Consider the following 25,014-nt stretch of genomic DNA (forward strand, 5'->3'; position numbering starts at 1 on the left):
CGCCTACGGAACGACCGGCTACGGCGGTGGTGTCGGTCGTGGCACTCGTGGGGCCCGCAGAGCTCGTGGCATCCGAGGCGCTCGCGGCACGCGCAGTGCTCGTGGCACCCGTGGCATCCGAGGTGCTCGCGGCACGCGCAGTGCTCGTGGCACCCGTGGCATCCGAGGCGCTCGCGGTGCTCGCCGCACCCGCAGCGCTCGCGGCCACGGTGGTAGCTGAAGCGCTCGCGGCACCCGCCGCACCCGCCGCGCTCACCCGGCCCCTACCACCCGAGCGCTCCGCAGCCTCCGCGCTCTCCTCCCTCTCCGCGCTCTCCGCCACCGCCCCCTCGCCCACCTCAGGCCCGTCCGCCGACCCGTCCGCCCCCGGCAGATGCACCGTACTCACCCGCCGTCCGTCCAAGAGGTTGACCGTGCGGTCGGCCAGTGTGGCGACGGCCTGGTCGTTCGTGGCGAGGATGACCGTGATGCCGTGGGAGCGGGCCGCCGTCGTCAGGGTGCGCAGGGCGAGTGTGTGGTCGGCGCGGTGCAGGGGGGCGGTGGGCTCGTCGGCGAAGAGTACGGACGGCGTGGTGACCAGGGCGCGGGCGATGGCGACGCGCTGGCGCTCCGACTGAAGGAGCGCGTGCGGCCGCTTCCGCGCGCAGGCCCCGATGTCGAGGCGGTCCAGCCACTCCTGGGCGGCGGGCTTGGAGACCCGGTGCGAGGCGCCGCGCAGCATCAGCGGCAGGGCGACGTTCTCCCAGGCGGTGAGCTCGGGGACGAGGTGCGGTGCGGGGTCGATCCAGCCGAAGCGGTCGCGGCGCAGCCGTTCGCGTACGAGCGGACCCATCGTGTGGACGGGCGTGCTGTTGAACCACACCTCGCCCTGCTGGGGGAGCAGCTGGCCGGAGAGGCACCGCAGGAGGGTCGTCTTGCCGCTGCCGCGTGGACCGTTGACGGCGAGGATCTCGCCCTCGCGGACACCGAGCGATACGCCGGTGAGGGCGGGGGAGCCGTTGTGTGTGACATGTAGGGCGCGTGCCCACAGCACGTCGTTGTCCGGCGGGGCCACCATGGCGTACACCTCGGTTCAGATCAGCTCGACTCCCCCGTACGGGGGAACGAAGGCGGGGCCGATCGGTCACTGGGCACGGTAGGGATATGGGTGGACTCGGCCGGAAACGACGCGGCCCGGGGGCCGCCGTTCTCACTCGAACGGCGGCCCCCGGGCCGGTGTTGATCACACTGGATCACGCCAGATCACGACAGATCACGCCATGAGATCAGAGCTTCGTCCACGCCTCCGTGAGGACCTGCCGCAGGATGCCCTCGATCTCGTCGAAGGTCTCCTGCGTGGAGATCAGCGGCGGCGCGAGCTGGACGACCGGGTCGCCGCGGTCGTCGGCACGGCAGTACAGGCCGTTGTCGTACAGCGCCTTGGAGAGGAAGCCGTACAGGACGCGCTCGGTCTCCTCGTCGTTGAACGTCTCCTTGGTGGCCTTGTCCTTCACGAGCTCGATGCCGTAGAAGAACCCGTTGCCGCGGACGTCGCCGACGATCGGCAGGTCGTGCAGCTTGCGGAGGGTCTGGTAGAACGCGTCCTCGTTGTCGAGGACGTGCTGGTTGAGGCCCTCCTTCTCGAAGATGTCGAGGTTGGCTATGCCGACCGCGGCCGAGACGGGGTGGCCGCCGAAGGTGTAGCCGTGCAGGAAGGTGTTGTCGCCCTTGTAGAACGGCTCGGCGAGCTTGTCCGAGATGATGCACGCGCCGATCGGGGAGTAGCCCGAGGTCATGCCCTTGGCGCAGGTGATCATGTCCGGGACGTAGCCGAACTTGTCGCAGGCGAACATCGTGCCGAGGCGGCCGAAGGCGCAGATGACCTCGTCGGAGACGAGCAGCACGTCGTACTGGTCGCAGATCTCCCGCACCCGCTGGAAGTAGCCGGGCGGGGGCGGGAAGCAGCCGCCCGCGTTCTGTACCGGCTCCAGGAAGACGGCGGCGACCGTCTCCGGGCCCTCGAAGAGGATCTCCTGCTCGATCTGGTCGGCGGCCCAGCGGCCGAAGGCCACAGGATCATCGGCGTGAGCGTGGCTCGGGGCGCGGTAGATATTGGTGTTCGGCACCTTGTGCGCGCCGGGGACCAGCGGCTCGAAGGGGGCCTTCAGGGCCGGGAGCCCGGTGATGGACAGGGCGCCCTGCGGGGTGCCGTGGTAGGCGACCGCGCGCGAGATGACCTTGTACTTCGTGTGGTTGCCGGTGAGCTTGTGGTACTGCTTCGCCAGCTTCCACGCGGTCTCGACGGCCTCGCCGCCGCCGGTGGTGAAGAAGACCTTGTTGAGGTCGCCCGGCGCGTAGTCGGCCAGACGTTCCGCCAGCTCGACGGCCTTCGGGTGGGCGTAGCTCCACACCGGGAAGAAGGCCAGCTCCTGCGCCTGCTTGTAGGCGGTCTCGGCGAGCTCGTGACGGCCGTGGCCCGCGTTGACGACGAAGAGGCCGGACAGGCCGTCCAGGTACTTCTTGCCCTTGTCGTCGTAGATGTAGGTGCCCTCGCCACGCACGATGGTGGGCACGGGTGCGTTCTCGTAGTCCGACATGCGGGTGAAGTGCATCCACAGGTGGTCGTACGCGGTTTGGCTGAGGTCCTTGCTCACGGCTATCGGGTTCCCCACATATAGGTCTGCTTCTTGAGCTTGAGGTAGACGAAGCTCTCGGTGGAGCGCACGCCGGGGAGGGCGCGGATGCGCTTGTTGATGACTTCGAGCAGGTGGTCGTCGTCTTCGCAGACGATCTCCACGAGGAGGTCGTGCGAGCCCGCGGTCATCACCACGTACTCGGCCTCCGGCATGGCGGCCACGGCGTCCGCGACCGGGTCCACATCGCCCTCGACGTCGATGCCGACCATCGCCTGCCTGCGGAAGCCCACGGTGAGCGGGTCCGTGACGGCGACGATCTGCATCACGCCCTGGTCGAGCAGCTTCTGGACGCGTTGGCGCACGGCCGCCTCGGACAGGCCCACGGCCTTGCCGATGGCGGCGTACGGACGGCGTCCGTCCTCCTGGAGCTGTTCGATGATCGCCAGAGATACGGCGTCCACGGGAGGGGTGCCGTTCCCACTGCCGCTTCCGCCAGGGTTTCCGGTGCGGGAGCTGCGAGGGGTGCTGGGGTCTGCGCTGCGACTGGCCACAGGCTCACTGTGCACGACGTCTCGTCACTTACGCAAGGCTCAATCGATGTAATTCGTTGTCTGGGACTTCAATCCACACGGATTCCGCAGTTCTGGGCCGCTGGGTATGTTGAAAGCGTCGGTGCAGCGACTAGGGTGGGTGTCTCATCCACTGGACATCTGACTTGGAGGGCCGCGGAAGTGACCACCGAGCTGCGCCGTCTGCGCAACTACATCAACGGAGAATTCCGGGACGCGGCCGACGGACGGACCACCGAGGTCATCAACCCGGCGACCGGCGAGGCCTACGCGACCGCCCCGCTGTCCGCCCAGGCCGACGTGGACGCCGCCATGAAGGCCGCCGCCGACGCGTTCCCCGCGTGGCGCGACCTGACCCCCGCCGAGCGGCAGCGGGCCCTGCTCAAGATCGCCGACGCGTTCGAGGAGCGGGCCGAGGAACTCATCGCCGCCGAGGTCGAGAACACGGGCAAGCCGACCGGACTCACGCGGTCCGAGGAGATCCCGCCCATGGTCGACCAGATCCGCTTCTTCGCGGGTGCGGCCCGGATGCTCGAAGGGCGCGCCGCGGGCGAGTACATGGAGGGTCTGACCTCCATCATCCGCCGCGAGCCGATCGGCGTCTGCGCGCAGGTCGCGCCGTGGAACTACCCGATGATGATGGCCGTCTGGAAGTTCGCCCCGGCGCTCGCGGCCGGCAACACGGTCGTGCTCAAGCCGTCCGACACCACCCCCGCGTCGACCGTCCTGATGGCGGAGATCATCGGCTCCATCGTGCCGCCCGGCGTCTTCAACGTCGTCACGGGCGACCGCGACACCGGCCGCTCCATGGTCGAGCACCCCACCCCGGCGATGGCCTCCATCACCGGCTCGGTGCGCGCGGGCATGCAGGTCGCCGAGTCCGCTGCCAAGGACCTCAAGCGCGTCCACCTGGAGCTCGGCGGCAAGGCGCCGGTCGTGGTCTTCGAGGACACCGACATCGCCAAGGCCGTCGAGGACATCTCCATGGCGGGCTTCTTCAACGCGGGCCAGGACTGTACGGCCGCCACGCGCGTGCTCGTCCACGAGTCCATCCACGACGACTTCGTGACCGCGCTCGCCAAGGCGGCCGCCGACACGAAGACCGGCCAGCCGGACGACGAGGACGTGCTCTACGGCCCGCTGAACAACGCCAACCAGCTGAAGCAGGTCTCCGGCTTCATCGAGCGCCTCCCGGCGCACGCGAAGGTCGAGGCGGGCGGCGGGCGGGTCGGCGAGAAGGGCTACTTCTACGCCCCGACCGTCGTCTCCGGCCTCAAGCAGGACGACGAGATCATCCAGAACGAGGTCTTCGGCCCGGTCATCACCGTCCAGTCCTTCACGGACGAGGCGCAGGCCGTCGAGTACGCGAACGGCGTCGAGTACGCCCTCGCCTCCTCCGTCTGGACGAAGGACCACGCGCGCGCGATGCGCATGTCCAAGGTCCTCGACTTCGGCTGCGTCTGGATCAACACGCACATCCCGCTGGTCGCGGAGATGCCGCACGGCGGCTTCAAGAAGTCCGGCTACGGCAAGGACCTCTCGGCGTACGGCTTCGACGACTACACGCGCATCAAGCACGTGATGACGTCCATCGAGGGCTAGTACCGCCCTGGCCTGCGTTTATTGAGGTGCCCGGCCACGCCGCCCCCGCGTACCGTTGCGTACGCGGGGGCGGCTCCGCGGTGTGCTTCCTTCTTTTTTCTTCTCTGCAAAAGATCCGTAGCGCACCCACTCCCCGCCCCCGCTTCTCTCTGCACCACGGGGGTGGAACCCGATGACCACGACAGCGACGACCGACGACCTGCTGGGGCTCCTGCTCCGCCGCCGACAGAGTGTGTACGTCCCTGAGGGCATCGGGCGGTCCGCCGTGACCGATGCCGGCGTCGTCGTCCTCGAAGCCGAACTCGCCGACCGCGGGCACCTGCTGACCGCCCCGCTGCGCCGCGCGCTGACCGCGTTGTCCGCCGACGACCTCGCGACGACCGGGCGCGAGCTGCTCGCCGACGTCGACGCCCTGATGGGCTCCGACCGGCACCACGCCCCGCTGTTCGCGCGGTTCCCCGCCGAGACCGCCACCCAGCCCGCGTACGAGCGCTACACCACCGTCGTCGCCGAGTACCTCGCCGCGCAGCCGCACCAGCCCTGCATGAACTGCGCGGGCACCAAGGCGAGCGTGCGTGCGCTCGACCCGTGCGCCCACCTCCTGTGCGACGACTGCCTCGGCGCGAAGATCGTGCCCTGGAACTGCTGCGACCAGTGCTGCGAGTGGTACGAATGCCCGATCTGCGACAAGCGCTACGAGACCGACGGCCCCCTCGACCCCTGGCTCGACACCGGCGCCCACTGGGACGGTGACGGCGGCCCCGTCCTGCGCGCCCTGTCCCTCGGCGCGCCCGGCGACGCCGCCGCCGAACTCGCCGCGCTGCTCGCCCGCCGCACGCCCCTGAACCGGCAGGACCACGACGACCTCGTCCTGCTCCTCGGCCACGTGGACCCGGCCGCCGCCGCGGAGTGGCTCCCGTCGGCCATCCCACTGCGCGAGAGCAAGGCGCTCGCCCTGGCGCCGCTCCTCGACCTGCCCGACGTGCGCCCGCTGGCCGGGCGGTACGCGGACACGGCCACCGACGTGCTGCGCATCCTCGTCGTACGCTCCGGGGGCGACCCCGACCTGCTCGAACTCCCGCGCCTGCGCGGCCTGCCCCGTCCCGTGCGCCGCGAACTCCTCGCCCTGCTCGACGGGTTCGACTTCCGGCGCCTCGCCGAGGACATGGCACGCCACCCGCGCGCGTGGAAGCACGTCGGCGAAATCCTCCACCCCTTTGAGCACGCACACCGCCACGCGCGCGTGGCCCTCGCTTTCGCCGCCCTGCGCGGCACCCGCGTCGGCGACGGCGCGCTCGGCGAGGTCCTGCTCGCCGAGGCCGCCCGGCACGACGATGTCCGCCTCGCGGACGACCGGCTGCGCGTCGTCACCTGGCAGGCGCGCGTCGAGGAGGCGCTCGGCCGCTGGGACGTCGAGACCGCGGTGCGGCTGCTGCGCGAGCGGCCGGGCGAACTCCTGCGCCGCCTCGACCTGCTCCTGGCCCGCTCGGGCTCGGCGACGCTCCCTGACACCGTCGGCGAGGCGCTCGCCGACGCCCTGCCGCACTCCGGACCCGGGCCGCTGCTCGGTGCGTACGGCCGCATGAAGATCCGTGCCGTGCCGGGGCACCGCCGCGTCTTCTTCCCGCGCGGCCGCGTCACCAAGGCGTACGCCATCGAGGACCACCGGCCGCCGCTGCCCGCCCGTGTGGCGGGCCGCGCCGGTGAGCTGATCGAGGCCGAGGCGGTGCGACGGCTCACCGAACGGGACGGCGAGCGGTACGACGTGGCGGTCCTTGACGCCGCGCTCGCCGACCTGCCCCTGCCCTTCGCCGAGCGGGCGTCGGCCGCCTCGCTGGTCGCCGTGCCGCGCGGCAGCTCCCTGCCCATGCCCGCGGACAGCGAGACCGTGCGGCTCTTCCTGCACTGGACGCAGCCCAAGGGCGTACGCGTCGACCTCGACCTCTCCGTCGCGCTCTACGACGACCTGTGGCGCTTCATCGGCCTCTGCGACTACACGCGGCTGGAGTACGCGGGCGGCGCCGCCCGGCACTCCGGGGACCTGACCTCCGCGCCCGCGCCGCAGGGTGCCACCGAGTACCTGGACCTCGACCTGCCCCGGCTCGCCAACAGCGGGGTGCGGTTCGTGGTGCCCGCGGTGTTCTCGTACAACGACATCCCCTTCGACGAACTCCCGGACGCCTTCACGGGGTTCATGGCGGTCCAGGGCAAGGAGCGGGAACGGGAGCGGGCCGTCTACGACCCGCGCGCGGTCCGGCAGCGCTTCGACCTCGCGGGCGACGCGAAGCTGACCGTGCCCATGATCGTCGACCTCCGGACGCGTCACGCCTGGTGGACCGACGTCACCCTCGCCACGACTGGCACGCACCACGCCGTGTGGGGCTACCGCAAGCAGATCGGCCGCATGGGCAACGACCTGCTCGACACCTTCCAGCCGTGCGGCCGGGCCACGCTGTGGGATCTGGCCTGCTGGACGGCGGCGGCCCGCACGGACGGCGACGTGTACGTGCGCGGCCGCGGCCACGTCCTGTGGGGCTACCGCCGCGCGGAGGGCGAGCCGCGCGCCGACTTCGCGCTGCGCATACGGGACGCCTGGGAGCCGGACGCACTGCGTGCGGAGGCGGAGCTGGCGGGCCGCGCGGCCCTGCTGGCGCTGCTGCACGGCGACCTGCCGGGCGCGCGGGACACGGCGTCCGGCACGGCGTACCGCCTCTACCCGGGGCCGGTCGACGAGGCGGCGGTGGAGCGGGTCACGGCGGGGGACTTGGCGGGGTGGCTGGAGCCCGCGTGAGGTGGGCGGGGCGTCGTCCGGAGGGAGCGGCTGCCGGAAGGGTGCGCGCGCCGGGATGATCGACAAGGTGTCCGCTCCTCGGGGTGGGGCTCGACGCTGCGTCCATTGCCGCGCCGCCGAGCGGGGGCGCATGCTGCCGGGGTGCGAGCGAACCCCATGGCCTCCATGCCCTCCTCCGTGTCCCGCCGTTCCCTGCTCCGCGTCCTGGGCGGCGGTGCGGCCGTCGGTACGGCCGTCGGCGCGCTCGCCGGATGCGGGGTGCCGGCCGCGTACATCGGGCCGGGGGAGCGGGCGGCGAGCGACCGCTCCCGCCGGGACAGGACGCTGACCTTCGCCAACTGGCCGCTGTACATCGACACCGACGACCACGACAAGACGGAGCGCCCCTCGCTGGACGCCTTCGAGAAGCGGACCGGCATCGACGTCCGCTACACGGAGGAGATCAACGACAACGACGAGTTCTTCGGCAAGATCAGCCCGTCCCTGATGAACCACCAGGAGACCGGCCGCGACCTCATCGTCATCAGCGACTGGATGTGCGCACGCTTCGTACGCCTCGGCTGGGTCCAGGAGATGGACCGCGCCCGTCAGCCCAACGTGACCACATACCTGGACCCGCTCCTGCGTTCACCGCACTTCGACCCGGGCCGGAAGTACACCGTCCCCTGGCAGTCGGGCATCACCGGCATCGCGTACAACAAGCGCAAGGTCGGCCGCGAGATCAAGCAGGTCTCCGACCTGTGGGCGGACGACCTCAAGGGCCGCGTGACCCTCCTCTCCGGCCTCGACGAGGCGTTCGCGCTGCTCCTCCAGGGCGACGGCGTCGACATCAGGAAGTGGTCGGCGGACGACTTCCACCGGATGTGCGACAAGGTCGAGAAGATGGTGGACAGCCATCACATCCGCCGCTTCACCGGCAACGACTACATCAAGGACCTCTCCAGCGGCGACGTCCTGGCCTGCCAGGCCTACAGCGGCGACGTCATCCAGCTCCAGGCGGACGACCCGGACATCGAGTTCGTCGTCCCCGAGGAGGGCGCCGAGCTGTGGGCGGAGTCCCTGATGGTCCCCAACCTGGCCCGCCACAAGCAGAACGCCGAGCGGCTCATCGACCACTACTACGACCCCGAGGTCGCGGCGGAGCTCGCCGCCTGGGTCAACTACGTCTGCCCCGTCCCGGCCGCCCGCGACGTCCTCGCCTCCTCCAAGGACAAGGAACTCGCCGCCCTCGCCGAGGACCCGCTGATCTTCCCCGACGACGCGATGCGCGAGCGGCTCGTCATCGCGCGGGACATCACGTCGAAGGAGCGCACGGAGTTCGCGAAGCGGTGGAACGCGTTGGCGGGGTTGTAGCGGGCGTCAGGTCGTTCCGGCCGTTCCGGCCGTTCCGGTTGTTCCGGTTGTTCCGGTGATTTCGGTCGTCCTGTTTGTTCCTGCCGTTGCGGGCAGTGCCCGGTCGAGCAGGATCTCCGCCGCCGCACGTGCGTGCCGGCCGTAGTCCGGTTCGTCGAGCACCATGGCGCGGCTGGCCGCTCCGTCCGCGAGGGTGGCCAGTTGTTCGGCCAGTGCGAGGGGTTCGCGGCAGCCGAGCTCCGTCACCAGTGCGGCGATCAGCTCCACCATGCGCAGCTTCTGCTCCCGGGCGTAGGAGTGCACCGCGTCGGCCGGATCGGGGAACTCCACGGCGGCGTCGATGAACGGGCACCCGCGGGCCGGTGAGGCGTCCGCGGCCGGCGGATCGAAGAGCTTACGGATCCGGTCCCGCGGCGGGGTGTCCTCGCGGGTCAGCACGCCTTCCAGGGTGGCTCCCGACTCGGCAAGGCCCCGCAGGTGGGCGATGACCAAGTCGTTCTTGGTGCGGAAGTGCGCGTAGAGGGTCCGTTTGGACACCGGCGCTTCGTCCGCGATCTGCTCCATGCCGGTCGCGTTGATGCCCCGAGCCGCGAAAAGGCGTGCCGCGGCGGCGAGGATGCGCTCCCGCCCGCCGCGCCCTGCCTGCCGGGGTCCCGCAGCTGTCGTCCTCGCGGTCGTCGCCATGAGAGCAAGTATACGCATCCGTTTACTTAGTGCCGGATGACGGTTAGGGTTGCGCCGCATGTAAACGCCCCCGTTTACTTGAGCGTCTTGTCGTCGAGGAGTCACCCATGGACAGGTCCGACCCCACCGAGCTGAGCGGCAGCGCGGAGAAATTGATACGCGCCCGTCACGCGACCCGCGCTTTCGGTCCGCGAGCGGTGCCCGAGGAGACGATGCGCGGCATCTTCTCGCTGGCCGGTGCCGCGCCCTCCAACTCCAACGCGCAGCCGTGGCGGGTGGAGGTGGCGAGCGGCGCGGCGCGCGAGCGGCTGGCCGACGCCTTGCAGGCGGCCCACGCGGCCGGGCACACCTCCGTGGACTTCCCGTACTCCGATGCGATGTACGAGCAAGCGCACCGGGAGCGCCGGGCCGCGTTCGGTGCCGAGTTGTACGGGGCGCTGGGTATCGACCGTGAGGACCACGCGGCTCGCGCGGCCTACGACGCGCAGAGCCTGCGCTTCTACGGCGCGCCCCACGTGGCGTTCCTGTTCGTCCAGGGGGACGGGTCGGCGCGGCTGGCCGCGGACGTCGGGGCGTACATGCAGACGCTGCTCCTGGCGATGACCGCGTACGGCGTGGACAGTTGCCCGCAGGGGCTGCTCAGTTTCTACGCCGACACCGTCCGCGCCGAACTCGGCGTAACGGAGGGCAAATTGCTGGTCGGCATCTCCTTCGGCCATGCCGACGAGGCCGCGCCGGTGAACCGGGTGAGGACCGGGCGGGCCCCGGTCGCGTCAACCGTCGCCTTCCACGGCTAGGTGAGCCGCCGACCGGCACCTCCAGACGCTCTCCGGCCCGTCCGGCCCGTCCGGCCCGTCAGCCGGAGGAACGGCCTCCGCGTCGACGGTTGCACAGGGCCTGCTGGATGTCCTCGGCGGCGTACGTGAGGCGCAGCCGCCAGGTCTCCAGCTTGTCCTCCACCCGCGACGCGACCTTCCGCCACTTGAACCACGGCGGCAGGTCGCGGAACGGTACGAACGTCAGGGTGTCGTCGACCGCGGTCTCGGCGAAGCCGCGGTGGCCCTCCGTGCGCAGCGCGGCGTACAGCTCCGGGGTCAGCGCGCCGTTGAGCCGCGCCGCGTGGCCCGCCGCGGTGAACGCGAACCCGCGCTGCCCGCGGTCCGCGAGCCGCATGCCCTTGAGGATGCGGGGTGAGGCCTCGGCCAGCGTGCAGTGGAAGGCGAGCCCGATGACCGCCGTGCCGAGCGACCGCTCCCCGCGTGCGTAGGCGGCGTCCCACTCGGCGGGGTCGTCCAGGCCGAGCAGGCCCTCGGCGGTCTCCCAGTTCCAGGTGGATGCCATGCCGGTCAGCGTGATGTCCCCTAGGGGGTGCCGTGAGGGGAGCGAAGGCTGTGCAGGATGTCGATGCGGTTCGTGGTGATCGCGTCGACGCCCGCGTCGATCAGGCGCCGCATCGAGCGGCGCGTGTCCGGGGTCCAGGCCGAGACGAGCAGGCCCTGGCGGTGCACGTGGAGCGACAGCTCGCGGTCGACCAGCGGGAAGCGGAAGTTGAGCCAGCGCGGCTTCACCGCGTCCAGCAGGACCGGGCGGGGCGGGGCCAGGGTCGTCCAGGTCAGCGCGATCTCCGCGGCCGGATCCGCTTCGCGTACGGCGAGCATCGTCTGCCCGCCCGCGCAGTAGTACACCCGCTCCGCCGCGCCGCTCTCCGCGACGACCCCGACGACCGTGCGCACGGCGTCATACGCTGCCCCCGGCAGGTCGATCATGAGCCGTCGCCCCCCGGTGGCGGCGAGGGCCGCCGCGAGGGTCGGGACGCCGCCCTCGGTGACTCCATCGACCTCCGCGGAGGACAGGGCGGCGAGCGGTCGCTCGTACCCCCACAGGCGCTTCAGGGTCGGGTCGTGCAGCAGGACGGGTACGCCGTCGCGGCTCAGGCGGACGTCGATCTCCACCGCGTCCGCGCCCCGGTCGAACGCGGAGCGCAGGGACGGGAGGGTGTTCTCGCGGACACGGTAGGGATCGCCTCGGTGGGCCACAGCAGTCACGGTGCGCATGGGCCCATTGTGGTCACGGGATGCGGACGGGAGCGTGGATTACGGCGCGAGCCACGTGTCCGTGTACGCGTCGATCTCGGCGGCGATCCGCGCCTTGCCCGCCGGGTCGAGGAAGGACGCCCCGACGGCGTTCTTCGCCAGGTCCGCGATGCCGCGCTCGTCGAGGCCGAGGAGACGGGCCGCGACGGCGTACTCGTTGTTCAGGTCCGTGCCGAACATGGGCGGGTCGTCGGAGTTGATCGTGACGGTCACCCCGGCCTCCACGAACTGCCTGATCGGGTGCTCGTCGAGGGTGCGCACCGCGCGGGTCGCGATGTTCGAGGTCGGGCAGACCTCCAGCGGGATGCCGTGCTCGGCCAGGTGCGCGAGGAGCTTGGGGTCCTGCGCGGAGGTCGTGCCGTGGCCGATGCGCTCGGCGCCCAGGTGGACGAGGGCGTCCCAGACGGTCTCGGGGCCCGTTGTCTCGCCGGCGTGCGGGACCGAGTGCAGGCCCGCCGCGATCGCCCGGTCGAAGTACGGCTTGAACTGCGGGCGCGGCACGCCGATCTCGGGCCCGCCGAGCCCGAAGGAGACCAGGCCCTCGGGGCGCAGGCGGTCGGTGGTGGCGAGCCGCACCGTCTCCTCGGCCGACTCGAGCCCGGCCTCGCCGGGAATGTCGAAGCACCAGCGCAGTACGGTGCCGAACTCCTTCTCGGCCGACGTGCGGGCGTCCTCGATGGCGTCCATGAAGGCGCGGTCGTCGATGCCGCGGCGCACGGAGGAGAACGGGGTGAGGGTCAGCTCGGCGTAGCGGACGTTCTGCCGCGCCATGTCGCGGGCCACCTCGTAGGTGAGGAGGCGCACGTCCTCCGGGGTGCGGATCAGGTCCACCACGGACAGGTAGACCTTGATGAAGTGCGCGAAGTCCGTGAACGTGAAGTAGTCGGCGAGTGCCTCGGGGTCGGTCGGCACCGAGGAGTCGGGGTGCCGGGCGGCCAGTTCGGAGACGATGCGCGGGGAGGCCGAGCCGACGTGGTGCACGTGCAGTTCCGCCTTGGGCAGTCCTGCGATGAAGGCGTGCGGGTCTCTGACGGGCGCGGCTGCGGTCTGCTGCTCGGTCACGGTTTCCTCCCCAGGAACGGGTTTGATCGGCTGATCGATGGGTCGGGATCATCGTAGGCGGCGGTCGGCGCGGGTAAAGCGGGGGCCGTAGCATGACGGAACGTACGAAAGAGGTGACCCGCCATGTCCGCGAAGTCCGATGACGACGCCGTGCCCGGAGCGGGGGACGCGGGTGGCGCGGGGGCGCAGGAACGTGATCCTTGGGCGCCGCCTTCGGTTCATGAGCAGTGGACGGTTACGTCTGTGCCGGGGGCGGGGTTCGGGCCCGGGGCCGGGCCTGGGCCTGGGCCGCAGCCCCCCGCGCCTCCGGTGACCGGGGCGCAGCCGGGTGTGCAGCCCGGTGTGGGCAACCCGTTCGTGGCGCCCGGCGAGCCCGTGCCGCCGCCGCCCGTCTCGCCGGACGGGCCGGGGCAGATGCCGTACGGGCCACCGGGGCAGGTGCCCTACGGGTACCCGGGGCCGTACCCGGGGCCGTACCCGGGGCCGTACTCGGGGTCGTACCCGGGGCAGGGGCATCAGGGTTACCAGGGCTATCCCGGGTACGGCTGGCCCGCCATGCCCGCGCCCCCGGCGAACGGCATGGGCGTGACCGCGCTCGTCCTCGGGATCATCGCGGCCGCCGGGTTCTGCCTGTGGCCGCTGGCGATCGTCCTCGGCATCCTCGCGGTGGTCTTCGGCGCGGTGGGACGCGGCAAGGCGCGGCGGGGCGAGGCGACGAACGGCGGGCAGGCGCTCGCCGGGATCATCTGCGGCGCCGTCGGCGTCGTCCTCGGCGTGGCGCTGCTCGTGATCCTCATCGTCGTGCCGGACGACGACGAGGACGGAGGGTCCTCGCGGGACGACCCGGGCTATTCGGCGGCGGCGACCACTTCCGCGGTGGGACCGCGCCTCACCCCCCGTACGTAGCCTCCGACTCGTCCAGTACCGCGGCGAAGTCCGCCGCGAGACGTCCCGCGTCCGTCGCCCCGAGCGTGGACGTCGTGATGCGCACGCCGGGGGGCGCGGCGATGCGGAACCGTGCCCCCGCCGCCACCCACCACCCGCGTGACCGCAGCCCGTTGACGACCGCGGACTCGTCCCGCGCGGGGACCCACACGTTCATCCCGCTCGCCCCCCGCGCCGCGATCCCGTGCCCCGCGAGCTCGCGGATCAGCGCCTCGCGCCGCTCCCCGTAGACCCGCTCGGCCCGGTGCACCACCTCGCGGGCGGCGGGGTCGGCCAGCGTCCGTTCGACCGTCTCCTGCAGTACGTGGCTGACCCACCCCGAGGTGAGCAGCATCCGTCCCTCGTGCCTGGCCAGCGTGGTGGCGTCGCACGCGAGGGCCGCCCACCGCAGGTCGACGCTCAGGTGTTTGGAGACGGTGCGGACCTGTGCCCAGCGCGGGAGCCCGCCCGTCGCCAGTGAGTACGCGGCCGCCCCCGCGATCTCCGCGTTGTGGTCGTCCTCGACGACGAGCACGTCCGGATGCCCGGCGAGGGCGTCGAGCAGCGCATCCCGCCGCTCCGCGGTGAAGTGACCGCCCACCGGGTTCTGCCCCCGCGGGCTGCACACCAGCGCCCTCGCGCCCGCCCGCAACGCCCCGCGCAGCGCCTCCGGCCTGATGCCCTCGTCGTCCACCGCGACCGGCACCATGCGCAACCCCAACGCCGGTACGAGGTCGAGGAGATGGTGGAAGCCCGGGTCCTCCACTGCCACCGTGTCGCCCGGCTTCAGCTCCACCGAGAGCAGCCGGGCCATGCAGTCCAGCGCGCCGTGCGCGAAGGTCACCCGGTCGCTGGGCACCCCGTCCCGCGCGAACCATTCGCGGGCCCGTTCCTCAAGACCTGCGAGGCGCGGCGACGCACGGTGCGAACCGTTCACCGGCTCCACCCGGGCCGGTGGCAGCAGGACCGGCAGCAGCTCCGGATCCGGATGCCCGCCCGCGAGGTCGCGCACCCCTTGCGGCGCCTTCGGCGGCCTGCGCGTCCCGACCGCCGGGGCCTGCGCCACGACCGTTCCGCCCCGCCCTCGCGTCACGACGATGCCGCGCTGCCGCAGTTCCTTGTAGGCCGTCGCCACCGTGCCGGCGCTGACCCCGAGATCGTCGGCGAGCCTGCGCACCGGAGGCAGGGCGGCACCCGGCGCCAATCCGCCGTCGGCCACGGCCTGTTCGACCGACGCGGTAATCCCCTTGGCGGTCGAGCCACTGATCACATATTGTGCTGCCACGTAAACAATTATGTACCGATACAAAAGGCAGCGTCAAGGCACCGTTGAGCAAGGGGGATGGGTGAGTCCGAGGCTTAGCCCGAGTCGTAAGCGGTCCGCGCTGTACGCGCGCATACCTGGGGGTGCCGACGGGCGGCGCATGCTCTGGATCGCCCTGATCAACAAGATGGGCACCGGTCTCTGGATGGGAGCGGCCGCCCTCTACTTCACCCTGGTCGCCGGTCTCTCCGTCGCCGAAGTCGGCCTGCTCCTGGGAGTCTCGGGCGCCGTCGGCATCGCGGGCGCACCGCTCGCGGGCCACCTCGCCGACCGCTTCCCGGTCACCCGCATCCTCATCGCCGCCCAACTCCAGCAGGCCGTCGCCCTGTTGGCGCTGCTCACGACGGACAACTTCGCCCTGCTCCTGCTCTACTCCGCCGTCAACAGCCTCGCCGACCGTGGCGCCAACGTCCTCACCAAGCTGTACGCCGCCCGCATCGCGGGCCCGGACCGCACCAGGTACCAGGCCGTACAGCGCACCGTCTCCAACGCGGGCTGGGCCATCGGCGGTCTGGCCGGCGCGTGCGCCCTCGCCGTCGGCACCACGCACGCCTACCAGGCGCTGCTCCTCGGCAACGTGGTCAGCTTCCTCGCCGCCGCGGCCCTCACCCTGCGCTGCGCGGAACCCCCGTCGCCGTCCCGCGTGGTCACCGCGTCGACGGCAGCCGCACCCGAAGCGGCAGCCGTCATCGAAGCGGCGTCCGTCCCCGGCGCGCCGACCGCCTCCAACCCCTGGCGCGACCGCTCCTTCCTGCTCTTCACCCTCACCGAGGCGGCGCTCTTCCTCGACGACGCGGTGCTCCAGGTCGGCATCCCCCTGTGGATCGTCCACGCCACCGATGCCCCGCACGGCCTCGCGCCGCTCCTCATGGTGCTCAACTGCGTGCTGGTCGTCTGCTGCCAGGTTCCGTTGTCCCGGTTCGGCAGCACGCCGGAGCGGGCCCGCGCACTCCTCGTACCGCTCGCGGCCTGCTTCGTCGTCGGGTGTGCCGCGCTGACCGCCTCCGCGTTCGGCGGCACGGGGCTCGCCGTCGCCGCTCTCACGGTCGCCGCGGTCGCCTTGACCTTCGCCGAGATACTCCACGCCATCGCGTCCTGGGAGCTCTCGATCGCCCTCGCACCCGGCGACGCCCAGGGCGCCTACCTCGGGGTCCACGGCCTGTCCTCGTCGGCGCAGCGCAGCGGCGGGCCGCTCCTGGTCACGGCCGTGATCGCGGCGGGGCCGCTCGCCTGGCCGGTGCTCGGCGCGGGCGTGATCGTGACGGTGGCGGCGCAGAGCCGTCTCGTACGGAAGCGGCTGGACCGGCGGGTCGCCGGAGCGAGTCAGGCCCCGGTAGGCCACGCCGTGGGAGCACCCCCGGCCGTTTAGACCCGCCCCCGCGCCTCCATCAGCGCGAATCCCAGCAAGTTCGGCCCCCGCCACTTCGTGGGGTCCTCCGCCCGGGGGTCGTCCGCCGCCAGGCCTATGCCCCAGATGCGGTCCATCGGGCTCGCCTCGACCAGAACACGACGGCCCGTGCCCACGAGGAAGTCCCGGAGCGCCGGGTCCGACGCGAACTTGTGCGTGCTGCCCGCGACCACGATGCCGAAGCGCTCGCGCGCCCATATCGCGTCGTCGAAGTCCCGGACGAGGCGGCCCGCGTTCTTCGCCTCCGCCGGGGTGCGGGCCGCGAGGACCGCCCGTTCCGCGTCCGTGTCGTCGAAGAGGCGGGCCTTGGCCGCCATCATCCAGTGCTCCGCCGTCGCGTACTCCACGCCGTCCACCGTGAACGGCGACGGCCACCACTGACTCAGGCAGCTCGCGCCGAGCGTGCCGTCCCGTCGCGGGGTGTGGCCCCAGAAGTGCAGGTACTTGACCTTCTCGCCCGCGCGCACCGCGCCGACCAGCGCCTCCACCGAGTCGATCTCCGTCATGCACGCGAGTCTGGCACGCACCACTGACACTCCGTCCTGGGTTTTCCGGGTCGACTCGACACCTGGTCGACAGATTCCGTCGCGTAACCAAAAGGCAACAACGGAATCACTTGTTGGACTATCCCTGCTCTGTCAGGATCGGCACTCAAATCGATCCGGAGCTACGCCGACCCCCGCGGGACGGGGCGGGCGGCGGAGGAGAGCGTCATGCACAACTTCCAGGCGCAGGACCACTTCGCGGACGGTGCGCAGTACATCGCAGGGCGGCTGACCAAGGGCACGTCCGGCACCTCCCACGCGGTGATCGACCCCGCCACGGGCGACGAGGTCCACACGTACGAACTGGCCGGGACCGACGACGTCGACGCCGCCGTCGCCGCGGCCGCAGAGGCGTTCCCCGGCTGGGCGGGCGCCACCCCGGGCGAGCGCTCCGACGCCCTGCACCGCTTCGCGGGCGTACTGGCGGACCGTGCCGAGGACATCGCCCAGGCCGAGTCGCTGCAGTGCGGCAAGCCGATCAAGCTGAGCCGGGAGTTCGACGTCCCCGGGACCGTCGACAACGCCGCCTTCTTCGCGGGCGCGGCACGCCACCTCCAGGGCCAGTCGGCCGGCGAGTACACCGGCGACCACACCTCGTACCTACGCCGTGAACCGATCGGTGTCGTCGGGTCCATCGCCCCCTGGAACTACCCCCTTCAGATGGCCGCCTGGAAGGTCCTTCCGGCGATCGCCGCGGGCAACACCATCGTCCTCAAGCCCGCCGAGCTCACCCCCTTCACCTCCCTCCTCTTCGCGCAGGCCGCCACCGAGGCGGGCATCCCCGACGGTGTCGTCAACATCGTCACGGGCGCGGGGAAGGCCGCAGGTGAGCACCTCGTCGGGCACCCCGACGTCGCCATGACGTCCTTCACCGGGTCCACCGGCGTCGGCAAGCGCGTCGCCGAGATCGCCACCGCCACCGTCAAGCGGCTGCACCTGGAGCTCGGCGGCAAGGCGCCGTTCGTCGTCTTCGACGACGCCGACGTCGACGCCGCCGTGCACGGCGCGGTCGCCGGTGCGCTCATCAACTCCGGGCAGGACTGCACGGCCGCCACGCGCGCGTACGTGCAACGTCCGCTCTACGAAGCCTTCGTGCAGGGCGTCGCCGACCTCATGGAGAGCGTGCGGCTCGGCGACCCGTTCGACCCGAGCACCGACATGGGGCCGCTCATCTCGCACGCGCACCGCGACCGCGTCGCCGGATTCGTCGACCGGGCCCGGTCCTACGCGCGCGTGGTCACCGGCGGCGAGGCGCTCAAGCACCCCGGCGCGTACTACAAGCCGACCCTGATCGCGGACGCCGCGCAGGACAGCGAGATCGTGCAGTCCGAGATCTTCGGGCCCGTCCTCGTCGTACTGCCCTTCGACAGCGACGACGAAGGCATCCGGCTCGCCAACGACACCCCCTACGGCCTCGCCGCCTCCGCCTGGAGCCGCGACGTGTTCCGCGCCAACCGCGCGACCCGCGAGATCAAGGCGGGCTGTGTGTGGGTCAACGACCACATCCCGATCCTCAGCGAGATGCCGCACGGCGGCTACAAGGCATCCGGCTACGGAAAGGACATGTCCGCGTACTCATTTGAGGAGTACACGCAGGTCAAGCACGTCATGTTCGACAACACGGCGGTCGTCCGCAAGGACTGGCACCGCACGATCTTCGGGGACCGGTAGTCACGCAGCCACGTCGTCACAGGCCGCGTGACCGGCGGCCGCCTTCCTCCCGAAAGGGCAACCACGCGTATGGAGCAGTACGAGCCCCACCGCCTCGGCCCGGCCCAACTGGCCGCCACGCACCGCAGCTACCGGAACGGCAGGGCCGCCCTGACCCGCCGCAGCATGCTGCGCGCCACCACGGGCGGCGCGCTCGCGATCGGCGGCCTCGGGGCGCTCAGCGCCTGCGGCATCCCCGCCGCGGGCAAGAGCCAGGGCGAGGTCTCCTCCGACGACCACTCGGCAGGGGAGAAGCGCATCAGCTTCTCCAACTGGACCGAGTACATGGACGTCGACGAGAAGGACGAGAACCGGCGGCCCACCCTGGAGGCGTTCACGAAACGCACCGGGATCACGGTCAAGTACACCGAGGACATCAACGACAACGTCGAGTTCTTCGGCAAGGTCAAACCGCAGCTCGCCGCGGGCCAGGAGACCGGCCGCGACCTCATCTGCGTCACCGACTGGCTGGCCGCCCGGCTCATCCGCTTCGGGTGGGTCCAGAAGCTGGACCCGGCCAACCTGCCGCACGCGTACACGAACCTCTCCGCGCAGTTCCGTGACCCGGACTGGGACCCGGGAAGGTCGTACTCCTATCCCTGGACCGGCATCTCCACCGTCATCGCGTACAACAAGAAGGCGACCGGCGGAAAAGAGATCACTTCGGTGTCGCAGCTGCTCGACGACCCGAAGCTGAAGGGGCGCGTCGGGTTCCTCTCCGAGATGCGCGACACCGTCGGCATGACGCTCATCGACATGGGCAAGGACCCCGCGGACTTCACCGACGACGACTTCGACGCGGCCATCGCCCGCCTCCAGAAGGCCGTCGACCGCAAGCAGATCCGGCGCTTCACCGGCAACGACTACACCTCCGACCTCGCCAAGGGCGACATCGCGGCCTGCCTCGGCTGGGCCGGCGACATCGTGCAGCTCCAGGCCGACAGCCCCGACGTCGGCTTCCACATCCCCGACCAGGGCTACATCACGTCCACGGACAATCTGCTGGTCCCGAACAAGGCGCGGCACAAGAAGAACGCCGAACGGCTCATCGACTACTACTACGAGCCCGAGCCCGCGGCCCGCCTCGCCGCGTACATCAACTACGTCTGCCCGGTCGACGGGGTACGGGACGCGCTCGCGAAGCTCGACGAGGACGCCGCGTCGAATCCGCTGATCATCCCCGACAAGGAGATGAAGGAGAAGTCCCGGGCGTTCCGGTCGCTCACGCCGAAGGAAGAGACGGCGTACGAAGAGAAGTTCGCACGCCTCACCGGGGCCTAGGCCCCCCATCCCCTCGACTTCCCCTGGACCCACCATGACCTCTGCTCAAGAAACCGGCGGCGACGTCCGTCTCTCCGGGATCAGCAAGACGTACGGCTCCTTCACCGCCGTGCAGCCGCTCGACCTCACCGTGCCGCAGGGCTCCTTCTTCGCGCTGCTCGGGGCGTCCGGCTGCGGCAAGACCACCACGCTCCGCATGATCGCGGGCCTGGAGGAACCCAGCTCGGGGACCGTGCACCTCGGCGACCAGGACGTCACGGCCCTGCCGCCGTACAAGCGGCCCGTGAACACCGTCTTCCAGTCGTACGCGCTCTTCCCGCACCTGGACATCTTCGAGAACGTCGCCTTCGGACTGCGCCGCCGCGGCATCAAGTCCGTGAAGGGCCAGGTCGGCGACATGCTCGACCTGGTGCAGCTCGGCGAACACGCCCGCAAGAAGCCGCACCAGCTCTCCGGCGGCCAGCAGCAGCGTGTCGCCGTCGCCCGCGCCCTCATCAACCACCCCAAGGTGCTCCTCCTCGACGAGCCGCTCGGCGCCCTCGACCTCAAGCTGCGCCGCCAGATGCAGCTGGAGCTCAAGCGCATCCAGACCGAGGTCGGCATCACCTTCGTGCACGTCACGCACGACCAGGAGGAGGCCATGACCATGGCCGACACCGTGGCCGTGATGAACGGCGGCCGCGTCGAGCAGCTCGGCGCCCCCGCCGACCTGTACGAGAATCCGCGCACGACGTTCGTCGCGAACTTCCTCGGCACGTCCAACTTCATCGAAGCGGACATCCAGGAGGGCGCCGCCGGAAGCGGCGACGACATGGTCGTCAAGGCGGGCGACTGCAAGCTGACCCTGCCCGCCGCCCGATGTACCGGCCCCACCGCCACCGGCGGCAAGATCCTGGTCGGCGTACGCCCGGAGAAGATCTCCCTCACCCACGCCGACGACGCGGGACAGATCCCCGAGGGCCGCAACCGCATCACCGGGCGCATCGCCGACAGCAGCTTCATCGGAGTGTCGACGCAGTACGTCGTCCACAGCCCCGTCTGCCCCTCCTTCGAGGTGTACGCGCAGAACATCGAGCGCGACGGCCGCCTCACCCCCGGCGCCGAGGTCGTCCTGCACTGGAACCCCGCACACACCTTCGGCCTGGACGCCGCCCAGGACGCCGAGGCGGGCGTCGAGAAGGTCGAGGAGGACGCCTCCGCATGACGACCGTGACCGACGCACCACCGCCGACGGCGCCCGCCCCGGAGGAGCCACCCGCACGCCCACCCCGCAAGCGCGGGCGGCTCGTCCCCTACTGGCTGCTGCTCCCCGGCATCCTCTGGCTGATCGTCTTCTTCGCGCTGCCGCTCGTCTACCAGGCATCGACGTCCGTGCAGACCGGCTCCCTCGAAGAGGGCTTCAAGGTCACCTGGCACTTCGCGACCTACTGGGACGCGCTCACCGACTACTGGCCGCAGTTCCTGCGCTCGGTGCTCTACGCGGGCGCCGCCACGATCCTGTGCCTGCTGCTCGGCTATCCGCTCGCCTACCTCATCGCGTTCCGCGCGGGCCGCTGGCGCAACCTCATCCTCGTCCTGGTCATCGCGCCGTTCTTCACCAGCTTCCTCATCCGTACGCTGGCGTGGAAGACGATCCTCGCCGACGGCGGCCCGGTGGTGGGCGCCCTCAACTCCCTGCACGTCCTGGACGTCACCAGCTGGCTCGGCGTCACGGCGGGCGACCGGGTCCTCGCCACACCCCTCGCGGTGATCTGCGGACTCACGTACAACTTCCTGCCGTTCATGATCCTGCCGCTCTACACCTCGCTGGAGCGCATCGACGGCCGGCTGCACGAGGCCGCGGGCGACCTCTACGCCAAGCCGTCCACCACGTTCCGCAAGGTGACCTTCCCGCTCTCCATGCCGGGAGTCGTCTCCGGGACACTGCTCACCTTCATCCCGGCGGCCGGTGACTACGTCAACGCCGACCTGCTCGGATCCACCGACACCCGCATGGTCGGCAACGTCATCCAGACGCAGTTCCTGCGCATTCTGGATTACCCGACGGCCGCCGCGCTCTCCTTCATCCTCATGGCCGCCATCCTCTTCATGGTGACCTTCTACATCCGCAAGTCGGGGACGGAGGATCTCGTCTGATGGCCGCCTTCTTCCGCTGGCTCCGGCGCAATGTCGTCGTCATCGCGGGCCTGCTGACACTCGCTTACCTGCTCCTGCCGAACATCGTCGTCACGGTCTTCTCCTTCAACAAACCGAAGGGCCGCTTCAATTACTCGTGGCAGGAATTCTCGCTCGACGCGTGGCAGGACCCGTGCGGCGTCGCCGACATGTGCGGCTCCCTCTCCCTGAGCCTGCAGATCGCCACCTGGGCGACGATCGGCGCGACCGTGCTCGGCACGATGATCGCCTTCGCGCTCGTGCGCTACCGGTTCCGCGCCCGCGGCGCCATCAACTCGCTGATCTTCCTGCCGATGGCGATGCCCGAGGTCGTCATGGCCGCCTCGCTGCTCACGCTCTTCCTCAACATGGGCGCGCAGCTCGGCTTCTGGACAGTCCTCATCGCCCACATCATGTTCTGCCTCAGCTTCGTGGTGACCGCCGTCAAGGCGCGCGTCATGTCGATGGACCCGCGCCTGGAACAGGCCGCCCAGGACCTCTACGCCGGTCCCGTGCAGACGTTCCTGCGGGTGACGCTGCCGATCGCCGCACCCGGTATCGCGGCGGGCGCGCTGCTCGCCTTCGCGCTCTCCTTCGACGATTTCATCATCACGAATTTCAACGCGGGCTCGACTGTGACCTTCCCCATGTTCGTCTGGGGATCGGCGCAGCGGGGCACGCCCGTTCAGATCAATGTGATCGGCACGGCGATGTTCCTCGTCGCCGTCCTTCTCGTACTCTCCGGAATGCTCATCGGAAAGCGCCGCAACAAGCAGGCGTGACAGCGCACCAACTGTTTCTGAAGGAGTGGAAATCATGGCCCCTGGTGCCATGACCCGTTTCACCGAGTCCCTCTCCGACGCCAAGCGGGTGTCCTTCTGGCTCGACGACCCCGGCAGGCCCGCCCCCGAGTCCGCCCTCACCGGCGACGAGCGGTGCGACCTGCTCGTCGTCGGCGGCGGGTACAGCGGCCTGTGGACCGCGCTCATCGCCAAGGAGCGTGACCCGAGCCGCGACGTCGTCCTCGTCGAGGGCCGCGAGGCGGGATGGGCCGCGTCCGGCCGCAACGGCGGCTTCTGCGCCGCCTCCCTCACCCACGGCATCGCCAACGGCCTGTCCCGCTGGCCCGGCGAGATCGAGAAGCTGGAGGAGCTCGGCGCCCGCAACCTCGACGAGATCGAGGCGGCCGTCAAGCGGTACGCCATCGACTGCGACTTCGAGCGCACCGGCGAGATCGACGTCGCCACCGAGCCGCACCAGATGGCCGAACTCCGCGAGATGTACGAGGAGATGGCGGAGCACGGCCTCGCCGCGGGCTCCGAGCTCCTGGACGCGGACGCGCTGCGCGAGCACGTCGACTCGCCGACGTTCCTGGGCGGTCTCTGGGACCGCGAGGGCGTCGCCATGCTGCACCCGGCGAAGCTGGCGTGGGGCCTGAAGCGGGCCTGCCTGGAGAAGGGTGTACGCGTCTACGAGCACACGCCCGCGCTGGAACTGGCGTCCTCCGGCGCCGGCATGGCCGTCCGCACGCCGTACGGCAGGGTCTTCGCCCGCCATGTCGCGCTCGCCACGAACGTCTTCCCCTCGCTGGTCAAGCGCCTGCGCCCGTACACCGTGCCGGTCTACGACTACGCGCTGATGACCGAGCCGCTGACCGACGAGCAACTGGCGGCGATCGGCTGGAAGAACCGCCAGGGCCTCGGCGACAGCGCCAACCAGTTCCACTACTTCCGGCTCTCTGCCGACAACCGCATCCTGTGGGGCGGCTACGACGCGATCTACCCGTACGGCGGGAAGGTGCGCGCCGAGTACGACGACAGGCCCGAGACGTACGCGAAGCTCGCCGAACACTTCTTCACGTGCTTCCCGCAGCTGGCGGGGGTCCGCTTCACGCACGCGTGGGGCGGCGCGATCGACACGTGCTCGCGGTTCTCGGCCTTCTTCGGCACGGCCCACAAGGGGCGCGTCGCGTACGCGGCGGGCTACACGGGCCTCGGTGTCGGGGCCTCCCGGTTCGGCGCCGACGTCATGCTCGACCTCCTCGCGGGCGAGCGGACGGAGCGTACGGAGCTGGAGATGGTGCGGACCAAACCGCTGCCGTTCCCGCCCGAACCGTTCGCGTGGACCGGTGTCGCGCTGACCAAGTGGTCGCTGGCCCGCTCCGACGCCAACGGCGGCAGGCGGAACCTGTGGCTGAAGACGATGGACAAGCTGGGGCTCGGCTTCGACAGCTGAGGATTGCCGCAAGAAGCAACTGGCCGTCGAAACCCGCGTAATGCTCCGGCCCGTGGCCTCTCTCCCCCGTGACGCGCATGTTGTCGCACAGGGAAGGAAGGTCTTGCCATGACTGGCTCGGGTGACTCGGGAGCGAGGTCGGCGCGGTCGGCTATCGAATGGCTGGTGTCGGTGGCGCCGGATCCGGAGGTCTGCCGCTGGGAGTGGGAGCGCAACCCTGCGGGGGTGGCTCTCCTGCCGGCGGGCCGGCGCTGGGACGTGCTGATCCTGCCCGGCGAACTCGGCTACCCCACGCTCGACGTGCTTGCCCGCTGCGTCGACCGCCCCGGCCCCGTGCTCGCCGACTTCGGCGACGAGCGCATGGGGTTCTTCGTGCCACCGGGCACGGTGTCCCGCTGGCTCGGCACGGGGGTGCGGGGTGCGGGGCGCGGCACCTGGGTCGTCGTGCCCCATCCGGGGCGGGCCGCGGGCGGCGTCCGCTGGCTGGTCCCGCCGGACGGCTCGGGGACGCTGACCGACCCGGGCGTCCTGGAACTCGCGATGCACGAGGCGGCGGCGCGGCTGGCGGACAACGGCCACGACGGTGAGGCGTGAGCCGCCGCGGACGGTGAGGCGTGCGCCGCGGAGGACGGCGTGGCGTGCGCGTGCGCTGCCGGAAACCTTG

General features: G+C 70.9%; 20 protein-coding genes and 2 pseudogenes. 13 read left to right on the forward strand and 9 right to left on the reverse strand.

Translation table 11 applies throughout. The features are described 5' to 3' along the window. Nucleotides 1-343 precede the first annotated feature (343 nt). The 3 genes and pseudogenes from NOO62_RS28900 to NOO62_RS28910 form a co-directional block, all read right to left on the reverse strand. Nucleotides 344-1,057, reverse strand: a pseudogene (locus tag NOO62_RS28900) (ABC transporter ATP-binding protein); the annotation flags it as partial. 208 nt (nt 1,058-1,265) lie between these two features. Continuing rightward, nucleotides 1,266-2,651, reverse strand: a complete 1,386-nt coding sequence (locus tag NOO62_RS28905) for an aspartate aminotransferase family protein (RefSeq protein ID WP_268773737.1) — start codon at nt 2,649-2,651, stop codon at nt 1,266-1,268. Beyond that, on the reverse strand, nt 2,636-3,181 hold the full coding sequence (locus NOO62_RS28910) for an Lrp/AsnC family transcriptional regulator (RefSeq protein ID WP_150172765.1): 546 nt from the start codon (nt 3,179-3,181) through the stop codon (nt 2,636-2,638). The genes NOO62_RS28905 and NOO62_RS28910 overlap by 16 nt, the downstream gene beginning before the upstream one ends. A gap of 165 nt (nt 3,182-3,346) precedes the next feature. Between NOO62_RS28910 and NOO62_RS28915 the strand changes: the two genes are divergently transcribed. From NOO62_RS28915 to NOO62_RS28925, 3 genes are all read left to right on the forward strand, one after another. Beyond that, nucleotides 3,347-4,786, forward strand: coding sequence for a gamma-aminobutyraldehyde dehydrogenase (locus NOO62_RS28915; protein ID WP_268773738.1), 1,440 nt, complete (start codon nt 3,347-3,349; stop codon nt 4,784-4,786). Nucleotides 4,787-4,958: 172 nt separating this feature from the next. After that, nucleotides 4,959-7,577: an MXAN_6230/SCO0854 family RING domain-containing protein gene (locus NOO62_RS28920; protein WP_268773739.1), complete on the forward strand. Its 2,619-nt coding sequence runs from the start codon at nt 4,959-4,961 to the stop codon at nt 7,575-7,577. A gap of 177 nt (nt 7,578-7,754) precedes the next feature. Beyond that, nucleotides 7,755-8,930 carry an ABC transporter substrate-binding protein gene (locus tag NOO62_RS28925; protein WP_268775829.1) on the forward strand — a complete coding sequence of 392 codons (1,176 nt, stop codon included), beginning with the start codon at nt 7,755-7,757 and terminating at the stop codon, nt 8,928-8,930. A gap of 6 nt (nt 8,931-8,936) precedes the next feature. Here NOO62_RS28925 and NOO62_RS28930 read toward each other — a convergent pair whose 3' ends face one another. Then, nucleotides 8,937-9,614, reverse strand: coding sequence for a TetR/AcrR family transcriptional regulator (locus tag NOO62_RS28930; RefSeq protein ID WP_268773740.1), 678 nt, complete (start codon nt 9,612-9,614; stop codon nt 8,937-8,939). 107 nt (nt 9,615-9,721) lie between these two features. On the opposite strand from NOO62_RS28930, the gene NOO62_RS28935 reads away from it, so the two are divergent. Beyond that, nucleotides 9,722-10,411, forward strand: coding sequence for a nitroreductase (locus tag NOO62_RS28935; protein ID WP_268773741.1), 690 nt, complete (start codon nt 9,722-9,724; stop codon nt 10,409-10,411). Between the two features lie 58 nt (nt 10,412-10,469). Here NOO62_RS28935 and NOO62_RS28940 read toward each other — a convergent pair whose 3' ends face one another. The 3 genes and pseudogenes from NOO62_RS28940 to NOO62_RS28950 form a co-directional block, all read right to left on the reverse strand. Continuing rightward, on the reverse strand, nt 10,470-10,955 hold the full coding sequence (locus tag NOO62_RS28940) for a hypothetical protein (RefSeq protein ID WP_268773742.1): 486 nt from the start codon (nt 10,953-10,955) through the stop codon (nt 10,470-10,472). Between the two features lie 20 nt (nt 10,956-10,975). Then, entirely contained in the window at nt 10,976-11,668 is a 693-nt protein-coding gene (locus NOO62_RS28945; protein WP_268773743.1) for a glycerophosphodiester phosphodiesterase, read from the reverse strand. A 39-nt stretch (nt 11,669-11,707) separates the two neighbouring features. Next, nucleotides 11,708-12,828, reverse strand: a pseudogene (locus NOO62_RS28950) (adenosine deaminase); the annotation flags it as partial. Nucleotides 12,829-13,111: 283 nt separating this feature from the next. Here NOO62_RS28950 and NOO62_RS28955 point away from each other — a divergent pair. Next, nucleotides 13,112-13,675, forward strand: coding sequence for a DUF4190 domain-containing protein (locus NOO62_RS28955; protein ID WP_268773745.1), 564 nt, complete (start codon nt 13,112-13,114; stop codon nt 13,673-13,675). Here the strand turns inward: NOO62_RS28955 and NOO62_RS28960 are convergent. Then, nucleotides 13,659-14,978, reverse strand: a complete 1,320-nt coding sequence (locus tag NOO62_RS28960) for an aminotransferase class I/II-fold pyridoxal phosphate-dependent enzyme (RefSeq protein ID WP_268773746.1) — start codon at nt 14,976-14,978, stop codon at nt 13,659-13,661. The genes NOO62_RS28955 and NOO62_RS28960 overlap by 17 nt on opposite strands. A 139-nt stretch (nt 14,979-15,117) precedes the next feature. Between NOO62_RS28960 and NOO62_RS28965 the strand changes: the two genes are divergently transcribed. Continuing rightward, nucleotides 15,118-16,386, forward strand: a complete 1,269-nt coding sequence (locus NOO62_RS28965; protein ID WP_268773747.1) for an MFS transporter — start codon at nt 15,118-15,120, stop codon at nt 16,384-16,386. On the opposite strand, the gene NOO62_RS28970 is transcribed toward NOO62_RS28965, so the two are convergent. After that, nucleotides 16,383-16,931, reverse strand: a complete 549-nt coding sequence (locus tag NOO62_RS28970) for an NADAR family protein (protein WP_268773748.1) — start codon at nt 16,929-16,931, stop codon at nt 16,383-16,385. The two genes, NOO62_RS28965 and NOO62_RS28970, sit on opposite strands and share 4 nt — an antisense overlap. 207 nt (nt 16,932-17,138) lie before the next feature. On the opposite strand from NOO62_RS28970, the gene NOO62_RS28975 reads away from it, so the two are divergent. From NOO62_RS28975 to NOO62_RS29005, 7 genes are all read left to right on the forward strand, one after another. Further along, on the forward strand, nt 17,139-18,641 hold the full coding sequence (locus NOO62_RS28975) for a gamma-aminobutyraldehyde dehydrogenase (protein ID WP_268773749.1): 1,503 nt from the start codon (nt 17,139-17,141) through the stop codon (nt 18,639-18,641). Nucleotides 18,642-18,710: 69 nt separating this feature from the next. After that, nucleotides 18,711-19,961 carry a spermidine/putrescine ABC transporter substrate-binding protein gene (locus NOO62_RS28980; RefSeq protein ID WP_268773750.1) on the forward strand — a complete coding sequence of 417 codons (1,251 nt, stop codon included), beginning with the start codon at nt 18,711-18,713 and terminating at the stop codon, nt 19,959-19,961. 34 nt (nt 19,962-19,995) lie between these two features. Beyond that, entirely contained in the window at nt 19,996-21,165 is a 1,170-nt protein-coding gene (locus NOO62_RS28985; RefSeq protein WP_268773751.1) for an ABC transporter ATP-binding protein, read from the forward strand. Beyond that, a complete protein-coding gene (locus NOO62_RS28990; protein ID WP_268773752.1) occupies nt 21,162-22,097 on the forward strand; it encodes an ABC transporter permease in 936 nt (311 codons plus the stop codon). The genes NOO62_RS28985 and NOO62_RS28990 overlap by 4 nt, the downstream gene beginning before the upstream one ends. Then, nucleotides 22,097-22,897: an ABC transporter permease gene (locus NOO62_RS28995; protein WP_268773753.1), complete on the forward strand. Its 801-nt coding sequence runs from the start codon at nt 22,097-22,099 to the stop codon at nt 22,895-22,897. Before NOO62_RS28990 ends, NOO62_RS28995 begins: the two co-directional genes overlap by 1 nt. Before the next feature lie 34 nt (nt 22,898-22,931). After that, nucleotides 22,932-24,350: an NAD(P)/FAD-dependent oxidoreductase gene (locus tag NOO62_RS29000; RefSeq protein WP_268773754.1), complete on the forward strand. Its 1,419-nt coding sequence runs from the start codon at nt 22,932-22,934 to the stop codon at nt 24,348-24,350. Nucleotides 24,351-24,458: 108 nt separating this feature from the next. Next, the gene (locus NOO62_RS29005; RefSeq protein WP_268773755.1) at nt 24,459-24,944 is read left to right on the forward strand and encodes a hypothetical protein; all 486 of its coding nucleotides are present in this window, start codon (nt 24,459-24,461) and stop codon (nt 24,942-24,944) included. Nucleotides 24,945-25,014: the final 70 nt, after the last annotated feature.

The organism is Streptomyces sp. Je 1-369 (assembly GCF_026810505.1).
Lineage (GTDB): Bacteria > Actinomycetota > Actinomycetes > Streptomycetales > Streptomycetaceae > Streptomyces.